The sequence below is a fragment of the Mariprofundus erugo genome, assembly GCF_005818865.1.
GTDB classification, from domain to species: Bacteria; Pseudomonadota; Zetaproteobacteria; order Mariprofundales; family Mariprofundaceae; genus Mariprofundus; species Mariprofundus erugo.
Map to the genome: position 1 here is coordinate 20620 of NZ_VBRY01000012.1, position 13704 is coordinate 34323.

17 protein-coding genes are annotated in these 13704 nt (G+C 54.9%); 6 read left to right on the plus strand and 11 right to left on the minus strand.

Annotated features, from left to right (window positions below):
* The first annotated feature begins 115 nt into the window (after positions 1-115).
* From FEF65_RS11535 to ald, 3 genes are all read left to right on the plus strand, one after another.
* Positions 116-565, plus strand: a complete 450-nt coding sequence (locus FEF65_RS11535; RefSeq protein ID WP_138239976.1) for a DUF1841 family protein — start codon at positions 116-118, stop codon at positions 563-565.
* Positions 562-891 carry a hypothetical protein gene (locus FEF65_RS11540; RefSeq protein WP_138239977.1) on the plus strand — a complete coding sequence of 110 codons (330 nt, stop codon included), beginning with the start codon at positions 562-564 and terminating at the stop codon, positions 889-891. The genes FEF65_RS11535 and FEF65_RS11540 overlap by 4 nt, the downstream gene beginning before the upstream one ends.
* Positions 892-1022: 131 nt before the next feature.
* Positions 1023-2120, plus strand: coding sequence for an alanine dehydrogenase (gene ald / locus FEF65_RS11545; protein WP_138239978.1), 1098 nt, complete (start codon positions 1023-1025; stop codon positions 2118-2120).
* 28 nt (positions 2121-2148) lie between these two features.
* Here ald and FEF65_RS11550 read toward each other — a convergent pair whose 3' ends face one another.
* From FEF65_RS11550 to FEF65_RS11575, 6 genes are all read right to left on the minus strand, one after another.
* Complete coding sequence (locus FEF65_RS11550) at positions 2149-2505, minus strand: hypothetical protein (protein WP_138239979.1); 357 nt, start codon at positions 2503-2505, stop codon at positions 2149-2151.
* A gap of 243 nt (positions 2506-2748) precedes the next feature.
* Positions 2749-3615: a Tim44 domain-containing protein gene (locus tag FEF65_RS11555; RefSeq protein WP_138239980.1), complete on the minus strand. Its 867-nt coding sequence runs from the start codon at positions 3613-3615 to the stop codon at positions 2749-2751.
* Positions 3612-4127, minus strand: a complete 516-nt coding sequence (locus FEF65_RS11560; protein ID WP_138239981.1) for a DciA family protein — start codon at positions 4125-4127, stop codon at positions 3612-3614. Before FEF65_RS11560 ends, FEF65_RS11555 begins: the two co-directional genes overlap by 4 nt.
* Positions 4124-4453, minus strand: a complete 330-nt coding sequence (locus FEF65_RS11565) for a histidine triad nucleotide-binding protein (RefSeq protein ID WP_138239982.1) — start codon at positions 4451-4453, stop codon at positions 4124-4126. Before FEF65_RS11565 ends, FEF65_RS11560 begins: the two co-directional genes overlap by 4 nt.
* Before the next feature lie 32 nt (positions 4454-4485).
* On the minus strand, positions 4486-5055 hold the full coding sequence (locus tag FEF65_RS13670; RefSeq protein WP_138239983.1) for a PhnA domain-containing protein: 570 nt from the start codon (positions 5053-5055) through the stop codon (positions 4486-4488).
* A 134-nt stretch (positions 5056-5189) separates the two neighbouring features.
* Positions 5190-5843: a class I SAM-dependent methyltransferase gene (locus tag FEF65_RS11575; RefSeq protein ID WP_138239984.1), complete on the minus strand. Its 654-nt coding sequence runs from the start codon at positions 5841-5843 to the stop codon at positions 5190-5192.
* Between the two features lie 293 nt (positions 5844-6136).
* Between FEF65_RS11575 and FEF65_RS11580 the strand changes: the two genes are divergently transcribed.
* On the plus strand, positions 6137-6322 hold the full coding sequence (locus FEF65_RS11580) for a hypothetical protein (protein WP_138239985.1): 186 nt from the start codon (positions 6137-6139) through the stop codon (positions 6320-6322).
* Between the two features lie 167 nt (positions 6323-6489).
* Here the strand turns inward: FEF65_RS11580 and FEF65_RS11585 are convergent, their stop codons facing one another.
* The 5 genes from FEF65_RS11585 to FEF65_RS11605 all read right to left on the minus strand — a co-directional run bounded on the left by FEF65_RS11585 (position 6490) and on the right by FEF65_RS11605 (position 10840).
* Positions 6490-6828, minus strand: coding sequence for a GIY-YIG nuclease family protein (locus FEF65_RS11585; RefSeq protein WP_138239986.1), 339 nt, complete (start codon positions 6826-6828; stop codon positions 6490-6492).
* Entirely contained in the window at positions 6825-7163 is a 339-nt protein-coding gene (locus FEF65_RS11590; RefSeq protein WP_138239987.1) for a phosphoribosyl-ATP diphosphatase, read from the minus strand. Before FEF65_RS11590 ends, FEF65_RS11585 begins: the two co-directional genes overlap by 4 nt.
* Complete coding sequence (hisI, locus tag FEF65_RS11595) at positions 7160-7516, minus strand: phosphoribosyl-AMP cyclohydrolase (RefSeq protein ID WP_170304447.1); 357 nt, start codon at positions 7514-7516, stop codon at positions 7160-7162. Before hisI ends, FEF65_RS11590 begins: the two co-directional genes overlap by 4 nt.
* Positions 7513-8814, minus strand: coding sequence for a glutamate-1-semialdehyde 2,1-aminomutase (gene hemL / locus FEF65_RS11600; RefSeq protein ID WP_138239988.1), 1302 nt, complete (start codon positions 8812-8814; stop codon positions 7513-7515). Before hemL ends, hisI begins: the two co-directional genes overlap by 4 nt.
* A gap of 94 nt (positions 8815-8908) precedes the next feature.
* Positions 8909-10840, minus strand: coding sequence for an SPOR domain-containing protein (locus FEF65_RS11605; RefSeq protein ID WP_161595240.1), 1932 nt, complete (start codon positions 10838-10840; stop codon positions 8909-8911).
* A gap of 257 nt (positions 10841-11097) precedes the next feature.
* Here FEF65_RS11605 and lepA point away from each other — a divergent pair, with 257 nt between their 5' ends.
* Positions 11098-12924, plus strand: coding sequence for a translation elongation factor 4 (gene lepA, locus FEF65_RS11615; protein ID WP_138239990.1), 1827 nt, complete (start codon positions 11098-11100; stop codon positions 12922-12924).
* Entirely contained in the window at positions 12921-13595 is a 675-nt protein-coding gene (gene lepB, locus FEF65_RS11620) for a signal peptidase I (RefSeq protein WP_138239991.1), read from the plus strand. Before lepA ends, lepB begins: the two co-directional genes overlap by 4 nt.
* The last annotated feature ends 109 nt before the right edge of the window (positions 13596-13704 follow it).

Below are 13704 nucleotides of genomic sequence, written 5' to 3' on the forward strand. Positions count from 1 at the left end.
CCAGTCCAGATGCTTTATTTGTAACCATCTCAGGGCCATGATTGCAGTTGCCGGCAGCTGCACCTGGCTGTATTTGGCATAAGCGGATCGTTATGTCGGCATAGATGGAGGTTGAATGAACGAATCAAACAGGCCGAGTCGTGAACAGTTGCGGGCGCATCGTCAGGTATTCTGGGATGCATGGCACAAGGCACAGGCGAAGCTGCCGCTCAATGCGCTGGAAGTGCGCATCGCGCGGGTGATAGAAATGCACCCGGACATGCACCACTACTTTGATGATATGGAGTCATTTCTGGATCGGGACTTTCAGGTAGATGATGGTATGAATCCATACCTGCACCTTTCCCTGCATCTGGCACTGGAAGAGCAGGCGGCCACAAAGCACCCGCCGGAGATGGCGCGTGCGCTTGATTATCTGATCACGATCAAGCGTATGGAGCGCCATGACGCCTTACATAAAATTCTCGAGATTCTTGCTGAAACGGTTTTTTATGCCCAGCGGGCTGGTGGGGAACCCGATGTCGCTGCTTATGCATACCGGTTGAAAGAGCTGCTTGCATCGTGATTCGAAATATTTTCCTTATTGTTGTCTTTTTCTTCGGGCCGGCACTGGTGATGTTTATGTTGCGTAATGGCCTGATATTGTTGCGCCTGTGGCTGGCTGCGCGCAGCAGGCGTCAGCAGCCGGAAATTATCGATGTCACGCCTGTCCGGCAAACTGCCGCTCCGCGCTGGTTTTATGCCCTTGCCATTGTACTCGGCCTGATTGCTGCAGCGGCCGGTTTTATGGCACTGCAGTCCACCGCCACTGACAAGCGTCAATATATACCTGCGCATGTCGATGCGCAGGGGGAACTGGTGCCGGGGCACTGGCAGCCAGCATCCGAATAACCCTGTGATGCCCGATTTGCCAGCGGACGTGGCGGCTATGATCGGTGATGTCCGGAGATGCACTTTGTGCTATGCTGTCTCAGGCTCTCTGAATCATTCAGGGGGCCTGTGACGCGGCAGGAGGTGGTGTCATGAGAGTCGGGGTCCCCAAAGAGATTAAAAATCATGAACACAGAGTTGCACTGACGCCTGAAGGCGCCGGCTGCCTGGTAAAAGAGGGGCACGAGGTATGGGTTCAGTGCTCGGCTGGTGTGGACAGTGGTTTTGATGATGTCGCTTACACCTCCGCCGGTGCCACCGTGGTGGATACAGCAGCGCAGGCATGGGCGGCTGATCTGGTCGTCAAGGTCAAGGAGCCGCTCGCTTGTGAATATCGTTATTTGCGGCCGTCACTGACGCTCTTTACCTATCTGCATCTGGCCGCAGATCCGGCGCTGGCCCGCCAGCTGATTGCGCATCAGGTATGTGCGATTGGCTATGAAACGGTGCAACTGCCGGATGGCTCATTGCCATTGCTGGCACCGATGAGTCGCGTCGCCGGTCGCGTTGCGGTGCAGCTGGGCGCGCGATTCCTGCAGCGGGAGAATGGTACCTGCTATCCGGGTAAAGGAATTCTTGCCGGTGCGATTGAAGGTGGCGAAGCAGCCCGGGCGGTGATACTGGGAGCAGGCAATGTGGGTCTCAATGCAGCCATGGCACTGGCCGGGCTGGGGGTGGAGGTTACTGTGCTGGAGAGTAACCGGACGCTGATTGATCATCTTGCCCAACGCTCTTTTGAGCGCATCCATTTGCTGGAGTTTACCCGTGATGCAATGCGCCGGTTGCTGCCTGCTTGTGATCTGCTGGTTGGAGCCGCGCTTGTACCGGGTGAGCATGCGCCGGAGTTGCTTGGCCGGGAAGACCTGCGTCTGATGGAGGCGGGGTCGGTTTTTGTCGATGTGGCGATTGATCAGGGGGGGATGGCTGAAACCAGTCGTGTTACGACCTACGATGATCCTGTCTATGTCGAGGAGGGGGTACTGCACTGCTGTCTTCCCAATATGCCGGGGGCTGTGCCCAGAACCAGTACGCGGGCACTGACCAGTGCTACGCAATTGTATGTTCTCAAGCTGGCGGCAGGGGTGGCTTCAGCGTGTGCCGGCGACAGTGCGCTTGCACAGGGGGTCAATACCAGAGGTGGATCTGTTTGCCATGAAGGCGTGGCCAGGGCACTGGCAGGACTTGTTTGAAGCCTGAACCAGTGCCCTGAAAAACGGTTTACATCTCTTCTTTCAGATAGGCGGTGATGGTGTTCAACAGGGAAAGCAGGCCGCTCGGAACCTTGTTGCGGCAAAGAAGTGCTGTATAAATGACTTCCTCGCCAATTGCGGTTTCATGGGTGATCAGGATGCGGCCGTGATGCAGGATAACGCCGTTACAGATGGGTTCGCCAAAACCGCCACACAATGCCATTCGACGGGTTGTTTCCATAACCATAGGTGAGTAGAGGGCAAACTCCTCACCTTCCGGAGCATTACCAACCTGAGAAATCAGCTGACCTTCGCCATTGATGACGATGATGCACTCCATGCCATGCTGCTGCCTCAGGCTCTCAAGTTTATCGCTTAACTTCATAATTTATCTCCAGCCCCGTTTCAACGAATAGAAAGCAACTATCGCAGCAGGCGCTATATAATTCAAGGCATAGCCTTATTCAGTATCAAAAGTGTGTGAATATTAATCGGCCTGCCTGTCGGATGGAAGTGGCGGGGGCATAGGCAGGTAAAATGGTTGCCACCGGACTCTGGCGGCGGGCGATAGTAAAAAGAAAGGCCGGCAGAATAGATCTGCCGGCCTCGAATCATCAGGCTGTGATTTTCAGCCGACCTGCTGAATACCTGCCAGGTACCAGGTCGGATCGTCCGAGTCCGGTGTGTGCTGGAAAATCCAGATCTCATTGACCTCTGAGGTCTGATCTTCGATGGTGACGCCGCTGCTATCCAGCGTTTTTTCGCGCAGCATGGCGGTGAAATTGACGGCCGCCCACTCAAGGTCGGATTCAATCCAGCTGTCAGCAATTTCAGCCTGAAGCGTGGCAACCTCGGTCTGATTTTTTGTTCCCTGCTTCATGTCCTGAGCAATGCGGTCAGCCATTTCGGCGGTACAGAATGTGCGAATATCTTCGCTGTCACCATGATCCCATGCATGCTGCAGGCGTACATAGATCTCTTTTGCAGCAGGAATAAAGAATTTGGCATCGATATCCGGGCGCAGGGCTGATCCGGCAGCAGTGGCAAGCGGCGTGCCGCTGTTTTCCTGGCCGAATGGTTCATCATAGCCTGGCATGGCTGATCCGCCGGCGCCGGCATAGGCCGGTTGCGAAACCGCAGGTGCGGCACGTTTGCGCAGGAAGAAGAACAGAGCCGCGGCAATGGCACCGATGATCACAATATCGAGGAAGTTGATGCCTTCAAATGCACCACCGAAGAAGAGAGCGCCGAGCAGGCCACCGAGTGCGAGTCCGCCGAGCATGCCCATCAGCCCGGTGCGTGCACTGCCTTTCTGACCATTTTGTGGCATGGCTTTCTGTTGCGATAGCGAGCTGGCCGGAGCGGTATTATGCATCGTGCGTTGCTGCCCCATATTTGCTCCGCCACCCAGGCGGCGTGCGTCTGCATCATCGGCCAGGCCGAGCATGGAGAGCCCGAAAATCGCCAGGACGGTCAGCATGAAAAACTTTCTCATTCATTTACTCCTTTGGTGGGTATCATTTCATAAGCAAGCTGAGCCACTCTCGCCTTGAATGCTGCCTTTCTGAGGTTCTTATCCCTGATGGCAGTCAGTTCGAGAGCGATAGCCTTCTTTCTACTTAAGGTGATTTTTTTTGCAACGGCTTTTCGGGGGGTAGCAGCCCTGATGCCTGCACCTGCCTGAATTTTGGTGCGTATATGAAACAGGTTGGTGATGCCGGCGTGGCGAAAACAGGCTTTGCGAATATCGTCACGTAAGAAACGAATCTGCTGTGCCATGATGGGGTGATCAACTGCAATCCACAGGCAGATGCCACTGTCGGCCAGTGTTTCAATGTTTGCAGGCTCTGTCCGGGTTGCCATCATCGGTCCGACAATATTTGCCCAGGAGCGCCTGAGCCTGGCAATGCTGACCAGCTGCTCCAGCGATGCCTCACTAAAAATGGAAGCAAGGCTGTTTTGCAGTCCGGTCAGCTCAGAGCGCGGGCGGTGGCCATGGCGACTCAAAATGGCAGTTTTTTACCACCAAGAATATGCACATGCAGATGGAAGACTTCCTGCCCGCCTCCTTCACGTACATTGATGACAACCCTGTAGCCATCGGCAAGTTCCAGCACCTGATCCGCAATAAAACGGACCCGCTCCATCAGGGTGCCGAGCAGGGCTGCATCATTTGCCTCCGAGAGAGTGGCAATATGTGTTTTCGGAATCACCAGTACATGGGTCGGTGCTTTTGGATGAATATCCCGGAATGCGTAGACATCATCATCCTCATAAACCTTCCCGGACGGAATATCTCCGGCTGCAATTTTACAGAACAGACAGCTACTCATATGCCACTCCTCGGTTTCAGACAATCGGGTGATTATTTTTTCACAAACTTGGTAAGGATGACGATCAGCTGGCCATCTACACGTCCCTCGATCTGTTCAGGGTTATCCTGTACCAGACGGATATTGCGTACAGCCGTACCACGTTTGGCTGTCAGGCTGGATCCTTTGACATCGAGGTCCTTGATCAGGGTGACGGTATCACCAGCCTGCAGCACGGCACCGTTGCTGTCGATATGCTGAATGGCATTGGCAGTCGCCCGCTGCTCGGCTTCAGCCCGGTGAAGTGTCTCTTCATCGAGGTACATCATGTCCAGCAGGTCCTGTGGCCAGCCTTCTGCACGCAGACGGTTGAGCATGCGCCAGGCCATGATCTGGACGGCAGGCACCTGGCTCCACATCGAGTCGTTCAGGCAGCGCCAGTGGTTTGCATCGACTATGTCGGGATTTTCAATCTGTCCGCGACAGGTAGAGCAAGTCAGCACGCACTGATCGGCACTGCCATCGGATGCAGGCGGAATCTCATATACGGTCAGGCTGTCGGTGGCACCGCAGAGTTCGCATCTGGATTCACTGCGTGCATGTAATTCTTTTTCTGTGCTCATCATTTATTCCTTCGGATACAGCCGCCGCAACGGTGGCTGAAAATGGGATATCAGTGCGGATATGCTTGAGTGACTCTGCATTGAAGTCAATTGTGAAGCATGGCAAAGGCGTGATGATGGTCTGTGATGGATACTCAGCGGCGGTAGTGAATGATGCGACCACGATGAAACGGTGTATCAAGAAAATCGGTGTTGGCCGGTATGCTCTGGCTGTGTGTATAGCCAAGTACAGCCATCATTCTGCTGAACCCGTTGAGGTGGCCGCGACCGGGGTCGACAATAATCACTTCACACTGATGGTTGGCATGTTCATCAATAAAGGCGGATAGCTCTGCAGCGTGCCCCCTTTCGTACAGAAGGTCGCTGCCTATGATCAGATCGAACCGGCCCAGTCTGCTATCATGATCTCCCCAGCCGGTACGGAAAAAAGGAATAGCCCGGTCATCGTTCAGGTCGGTGTTGTGACGCAGGAATGTACCGGCTTCAGGGTGATAATCGGTGGCTGTAATATTTGCCATGCGCCGGTTCAATATCAGGCTTGAGAGAGCGATGCCGCAGCCAACCTCCAGAATACGCTTGCCTTCGACCTGATAGTGCTGCATCAGGTGGGCGAGCACCTCCCCGGATGGCCAGATGATGCCGAATAGTGGCCATGTCGCAGAAGAGATGCCGAGTGACTCGGCAACACCATCGGTATCGCAATATTCCTGATTGTCGCGCAGGGTTCGAATGTGAATGTCCGTATCACCAAACTCCATGGTCTGGTAACGAACGCGTAATGGGGGCATGGGTATCCTGTTGAATCGGCCCACGCATATGTATGCGGGTAGCTCAGCTGCACCGCGCAGGAATGGCAATGCTAGCGGAAGAGCGCTCTTATAGCGAATGGGGGAATAAGGGAGTGGATGGTGCATTGAAATCAGCATCTCCCTAAAGAAGCGCTGATTCATTCGGCGCTTCCGAGCGAGCCATGGACGGCTCGCCAAATCAGTATCTCCCTAAACATGCGCTTGTGTCAGCCGATATATAAAACCAGTTACCTGCTGATGAACAGCAGGCTTGTTGCCAAGGATGGTGTGTCATGTCTGAATATGCTCTGAACTTTGAAATGGAACTTTATGGCCCTTATTTATCCGAAAAGCATGCTCGTTTTGCCCGTTATCTGTTCGCGAAAAAATATCCAAAGCTGGCAGAGCAGTGCTCAATTATGAGGATCGATGCTGATTCAAATCGGGTCAAATTGATTGATCCCCGTTTGCTGCATTAGGGCGCGTTCACACTGCACGCAATATTGGCTTCGCCGCGAATCGGTCAGGCCAGTCTGAACTCATGGAAGCAGCAGAATGATCCTGTGAGGGGGCGGTATACTGCCGCTCCCTGAAGGTTGCCGGAGCACGTGCTTACTGCTGGCGGCGTTGTTTGCTGGCGGTCGTTCTATGTCTCTCCGCCGGAAATGCAGTCGCTGCTGCAGATAAGTTTTTCCTTCTCTGTTTTGCTCAGTTTTTTTATGGTGCGCTCCATTTTGAGGGCATCTGAGTGTGAGCCGACCTTTTGGCTGAATGCGAGTGACAGTGGTGTCCGGCCGCGCAGATATTTGGCCCCTTTTCCCGCCCTGTGCTCCGATAGCCGCCGCTCCACATCGGTCGTAATACCTGTGTAGAGCTGACCATCACGGCAGCGGATCAGGTAGATGAACCATGGTGCCGGAGATGCAGCGGGGATGTCGGTGTCCGGTTGCAGGGCAGCAGCAGGCTGCTGCCCTGGTTTATTCATTGACCGGCAGCTGAGCTTGTTCGCGATGCTTTTTCATCGTGCCCTGAAATGCCAAAACGACGGGCCAGCTCATTGAGAACGTCATCAGGCGAGAGCCCTTTCTGGGCCAGCATGACCATCGAGTGAAACCAGAGGTCGGCCGTTTCGTAAATGATCTGTTCCCGATCCTCATTTTTGGCGGCAATAATGGTCTCTACAGCCTCTTCGCCGATCTTTTCGAGCATCTTGTCAGGCTTTGCATACAGAGCGGCAACATAGGACTCATCGGGTGACTGGCTTTTGCGTGCCTCCAGCACTGCCGCCAGCTGATTAAGAATATCACTGGTTCCGTTCATTGCAGAGGCTCCTCAATAGTAATCCAGTCGTTTTCGATCTGCTGTTTATAGAAGCAGGAGGCGCGATTGGTATGGCAGGCAGGGCCTGTCTGCTCGATCTTCAACAGTAATGTGTCGCCATCGCAGTCGAGGTAGATCTCCAGGACCTTTTGCACATGACCGGAAGACTCCCCCTTCATCCACTGCTTCTGGCGTGAGCGGGAGTAGTAATGGGCATAGCCGGTTGCCAGTGTCTGCTCAACTGCTTCTGCATTCATCCAGGCCATCATCAGTACGCGACCGGTGGTCTGATCCTGTGCGATGGCGGGCACAAGGCCCGCCTCGTTGAAGGTGATGCTGTTTAACAGACTCATGCTGTCAGCTTGGCCAGGGCACGGTTTGCTGCGGCAATGGTGTTTTCCACATCCTCGTCGGTGTGGGCTGCTGACATAAAGGCGGCCTCATACTGTGACGGGGCAAGGTAGACCCCTTCCTCGAGCATGGCGTTGAAGAAGCGTCCGAAAAATGCCAGGTCGCAGTGGCTGCTGACATCGGAGCAGCAGGTGACGGCAGCAAGGTCGGTGAAAAACACGGTGAACATTCCTCCTACCTGATTGGCGACGGCAGGGATGCCAGCCGCCTTGCAGCCATCGAGCAGGCCTTCGACAAGGCGGCTGGTTTTGCGCTCCAGCTCTTCGTAGAAGCCCGGTGTGCGCAGACGTGAGAGGGTCTCAAGGCCGGCGCGCATGGCCAGCGGGTTGCCTGAAAGGGTGCCGGCCTGATAAACCGGTCCATCCGGAGATATTTTGCGCATAATTTCTTCACGGCCGCCATAGGCGCCGACCGGCAGTCCGCCACCGATAATTTTACCCAGGCAGGTCAGATCCGGCATAATGCCGAAGCGCTCCTGTGCACCACCGGCAGCGACGCGGAAGCCGCACATGACTTCATCAAAAATAAGCAGTGCGCCCTCTGCATCACAGATGTCGCGCAGTGCCTGCAGGAAGCCGTTGTCGTGAAGCAGCATGACACCGGTATTGCCCGGGACCGGCTCAACGATAATGCAGGCGATTTCACCTTTGTTTTCAGCAAACAGGGTTTTGACGGCTTCGATATCATTAAACGGAGCGGTCAGTGTCAGTTTGGCATAATCAACCGGTACGCCGGCCGAATCCGGTTCGCCGAAGGTGGCAGCACCCGAGCCGGCCTTGACCAGAAATCCGTCAGCGTGACCGTGATAGCCACCATCGAACTTGATGAATTTATCACGGCCGGTAAAGCCGCGTGCAAGGCGCAGGGCACTCATGGTGGCTTCGGTGCCGGAGTTGACGAAGCGGATGACATCAATCGATGGTACCATGTCGATCACAAGTTTTGCCAGCTCGATCTCCAGTTCGCAAGGGGCACCGAAGCTCATGCCGAGTGCAGCTGTTTCCTGTACACCTTTGACGACATCCGGATGGGCATGTCCGAGAATCATGGGTCCCCATGATCCGACATAATCAATGTACCGGTTGCCGTCGACGTCGTGTACATAAGCTCCATTGGCACTGGCAAAAAAGCGGGGTGTTCCACCTACAGATTTAAACGCACGTACGGGCGAGTTCACACCACCCGGCAGCAGTTTTCTGGCCTGGTCAAAATCATTCTGGGAACGGGTAATATCTGACATGAAATATCCTGGGTTATAAAAAATTCGGGCGACGTTAGGAATCACCCGCGATTCTGTCAATCAAAGGCGCTGTTTCGGGACGGCGATAAAATCATCAGATTTTTTCGATTTTGGCGCCCTGAATTCCAAGCTTGCGGGTGATGCTTTGCAGCTGTTGCTCTGCCTGCTGGCGTGTCGTGAAACCGGTCATGCGGATGCGATGATAAACTCTTCCGTGGTCGATATCGGAGGTCGCCTCGGTTTCTACGCCCAGTGCTTTCATCCGGGCAATATACTGCCTGGCTGATTTGGCGGAGGAGGTCGAGCTGAGAATAATGGCCCAGCCAGTGGTGGTGTGTGGCCTGGCTGCCGGGGCCTGTTTCATGTTGCTGACGTTGATCGTGGATTTGGCTGGCTCAGCGGCAGCAGGAGCCGCTGCAATGATGGTGGGGGCTGCCGGGGTCGGGGTGGCTGGCGGTACGGCCTGAACGGGTTCATCCGCAGCAAAAATATCATCGTTAATGATGATCTCCTGTTGCTGGCGGTGGGTACGTATGGCTGTTGGACCGGATCTGGTGACTCTCTTCTGTGTATGGGGACGTTGAGTTGCGGCAACAGTCACTTGCTGGCCGGATGCAGCCCTGGTCGTAGTCTTTTCAGTGGTCGTTTTTTGTGCTGCGGCCATTGCCCGAGCCTTTTCAGCAGCGGCCTTTGCTGCAATCAGGCGTTGTTGTTCGGCTTCCGCCCGGGCCTTTTCAGCGGCCAGTTGTTGTGCGGCGGCCGCTGCCCTGGCTTTTTCTGCTGCAGCTTTTTCGGCAATCAGGCGCTGTTGCTCAGCCTCTGCTCTGGCTTTTTCAGCAGCCAGTTGTTGTGCAGCGGCCGCTGCCCGTGCCTTCTCTGCAGCAGCTTTCTCAGCTGCCAGCCGTTGTTGCTCACTGGCTGATTTGGCTTGAGCAAGCCGCTGTTTCTCCTCAGCGAGTTGAGCCTGTGCCAGTTGCAACTGTTCAGCCGTGCTGGCAGCGGCTGGCGGTGGCGTTTCTAAAGCGGTCGATACAGCCGGCACGGTGGTTGCAGGGGTGATGGTGCCTTGCTGTGCCAGGCTGGCACGGGCATCGGCCAGTAATTTTTCCTTGGCTGCGGCACGTGCCGCCGGGTCAGTCGGGGATGGGGTTGCCGGCCCGCTGGTTGCCCAGTAAATCGTGCCGCTGATGGCGGCGATCAGTGAAAGCGCTGTCGCGGCGATAATCAGACCATTGCCCCGATTGCGTACAGGCGGGTCGGTATACGTTTCCTCCATCGTATCGAGGTGTTCGTGAGGTGTCTGTGATTCGTCATCAAAGCTGTATTCGCTCCAGTCGGCATCGGACTGGGGTTGTGCGATGTTGCTGGTCAGCCCGGCACGCCGTCTTTCACTGCTGCGACTGGCAGTCCGCTGCTCGATCGGTGTTTCATCATGACCGGTAAAGGGGGCGGCAGCGTCGGATGGGGCGGAACTGTTGGACATCTCGCTGAAGCTGGCAAAAAAACCATCAACTTCGTCAGATTGAGAGGGGAGAGGAGCGTCTTTATGATCGGTTGTGCCGGAAGTCGTGTCGGAAAAATCGGATGCTTTACTGTTGCTGTCGGATAACGGCGGTGGGGTTTCAGTTGTGTGGACGACCGTTTGTTCACTGTCAGCCAGCAACGGCCCGGATTGCAGCGGCTCGGACTGCTGCAGGGACTCAGGTTGCAGGGGCTCAGGCTGCAGGGGCTCAGGCTGCAGGGGCTCAGGCTGCAGGGGCTCAGGCTGCAATGGTTCAGATTGAAAAGGATCAGGACCACCATCGTGGGCGTTTAGATGTTGAAATGCATCTTCCGGCCCGTCAAGGTGAAACATCATCTCATCAAGGCTCACCTGTGGGCGCACCTGATGCTCGGGATTGCCCAGTAATTCATCATACTGCCGCTGCAGCTCATCAATCATTGGATCATTACTGTTTGATGGTTGTTGTGCTTCAAACAGGTCAGTTTCAATCTGACCTGACGATCTGCCTTTATGTTTGCCCATGTGCAATCCTCATCCCCCGATGCCATGGCTGATTTCTGAACGAATTAACAAAGTGGAAAAGCGAAGGTGCATCCAGCCTGTTCAGATCGTCAGTCACGGGCATTGCAACCCACAAATTACGGCCGCAGTATCGAATTTGCAAGTAATTCAGTGCTTTTGCACGCAGCAGGCCGGCGGGGAAGAAGACGAATGGGGGGTGAGGTCATGGCAGAAGACTCCTAGCGCCGGGGCGATTGCGTCGATACACTGCCGCCCCCATGACCCAGACTCATAACCATCAGCGGTTTATACGCAACTTTTCTATTATCGCCCATATCGATCACGGCAAGTCCACACTCGCCGATCGTTTGATTGAGGTGACAGGTGCGCTCTCCGAGCGCGAGATGAAAAAGCAGGTGCTCGACTCCATGGAACTGGAGCAGGAGCGCGGCATTACCATCAAGGCTCAGACGGCGACGCTGAGCTATACAGCCCGTGACGGGCAGGTCTATCAGTTGAATCTGATCGATACCCCCGGCCATGTCGATTTTACCTATGAGGTATCCCGCTCGCTGCAGGCCTGTGAAGGGGCGTTGCTGATTGTCGATGCGGCACAGGGCGTGGAAGCCCAGACGCTGGCCAACGTCTATCTGGCCATGGAAAATAACCTCGAAATCATCCCGATCATTAACAAGATTGATCTGCCCAGTGCCGATATCGATGAGGCCAAACGGCAGATTGAAGATGTCATCGGTCTGGATGCCTCTTATGCGATTCCTGTTTCTGCCAAAACAGGGCAGGGTATTACCGATGTGCTTGAAGCGATCGTGCAGCATGTTCCCCCGCCTCAGAATAATGATGACAAGCCGTTGCGGGCGCTGGTGGTGGATTCGTGGTTTGACTCCTATGTGGGAGCGGTGGCTCTGATTCGTGTATTCGATGGCACGATTAAAAAGGGCGATCGCTTCCGTCTGATGTCGATGCCGACGGCAGCCTCTTATGAGGTGCAGGATGTCGGTTATTTCGTTCCCACCCCGTTTTCAACCCCGCAGCTCTCCTCCGGTTCGGTAGGATTTCTGATCGGAGGCATCAAAAAGCTCGCCGACCTCAAGGTTGGAGATACCGTCACGACCCTGAAGAATGGTGCGACCGAGCCGCTGCCCGGATACCGGGAGCCGAAGCCCATGGTATTCTCCGGCCTCTATCCGGTGGATTCTGCCGACTACAATGAGTTGCGTGATTCGCTCGAGAAGCTGCATATGAACGATCCGGCCTTTACCTTTGAGCCGGAAACTTCATCCGCCCTGGGTCTTGGTTTCCGCTGCGGCTACCTCGGTATGCTGCATATGGAAATTGTGCAGGAGCGACTTGAACGTGAGTATGATCTGGATCTGATCACTACAGCGCCGAGTGTGGTGTACCGCATTTTCAGTAATGATGGCAGCATGATCGAAATCTCCAATCCGAGCGAGTTTCCGGATCCGCAGGAGATTGATCGTGTGGAAGAGCCGACCGTACTGGCCCATATTTTTATGCCGGAAGAGTTTGTCGGTGCGATGATGCGGCTGTGTCAGGAGCGGCGCGGTGCCCAGCAGGATATGAAGTTCATCGGGCAGGGCAGGGTGATGATCACCTATCGTCTGCCACTGGCAGAAATGGTGATTGATTTCTATGACAAGCTGAAATCACTGTCACGCGGTTATGCCTCGATGGATTACGAGTTGTCAGACTTTTCTGCCGATGATGTGGTCAAGCTTGATGTGCTTGTGCATGGCGAGCCTGTGGATGCGTTGTCACTGATTGTCCACCGCTCCATTGCCGAGTCCCGCGGGCGTGATCTGGTCAAAAAGCTGCGTGAGCTGATCCCGCGCCAGCAGTTTGATGTGCCACTGCAGGCTGCGATCGGCGGACGCATTCTGGCACGTGAAACGGTGAAGGCCGTTCGTAAAAACGTGACCGCCAAATGTTATGGCGGCGATATAACCCGTAAGCGCAAGCTGCTCGAAAAGCAGAAGGCCGGTAAAAAACGGATGAAATCCATTGGTAGTGTGGAGGTGCCCCAGGAGGCGTTCCTTGCAGTGCTTAAGCTGGGAGAGGGCTCATGAGTCAGGTATCAAACAAGCCGGTATGGCGTGAATGGCTGGAAAGTCTGATTGTCATTGCCCTGCTGGCTATGGTGATTCGCAGCTTTATCGTGGCCCCGTTCAAGATTCCGTCTTCCAGTATGGTGCCGACGCTCGAGGTGGGCGATTACCTGTTTGTACTGCGTTATACCTACGGCTTCCGCATTCCGTTTACCGATACCCAGCTGCTTCCCCGTCAGGCGCATCGCGGCGATGTGGCTGTCTTTGTTTTCCCCGAAGACAAGAGCAAGGATTATATCAAACGTATTGTCGGTCTGCCCGGTGATGTGATTACCTATCGCGAGAATCGTCTGTTTATCAATGGCAAGGAGATGCCCCTGGAAGAGAAGGGGATGCGCACCTATTTTCTCGGTGATGGCAGTGCCGATGTGTCGGGGCTGTATGAAGAGAATCTTGATGGTGTGAAGCATGATGTGCTGCGCAAACACTTTTCCATCAGGGATGGTGAGTGGACGGTGCCGGCCGATATGTATTTCGCACTCGGCGATAATCGCAATAACTCCCGTGATTCCCGTTTCTGGGGATTTATCCCGCAGTCCTACATGGTCGGTCGTGCGGCCGTAATCTGGTGGTCGTGGGATCATGAGAAGAACGCACCACGCTGGGAGCGTCTGGGCAAGATGATTGACTGATTTGCTTTCCGCCCGCTGGCATCCGACCCCGTCGTTGCAGTTCCGGACTGTGAGTGAAGGTCGGGGCGCACTTCATGTCGGGAGACAAAGCTGCGTAGATGCAGCCAGA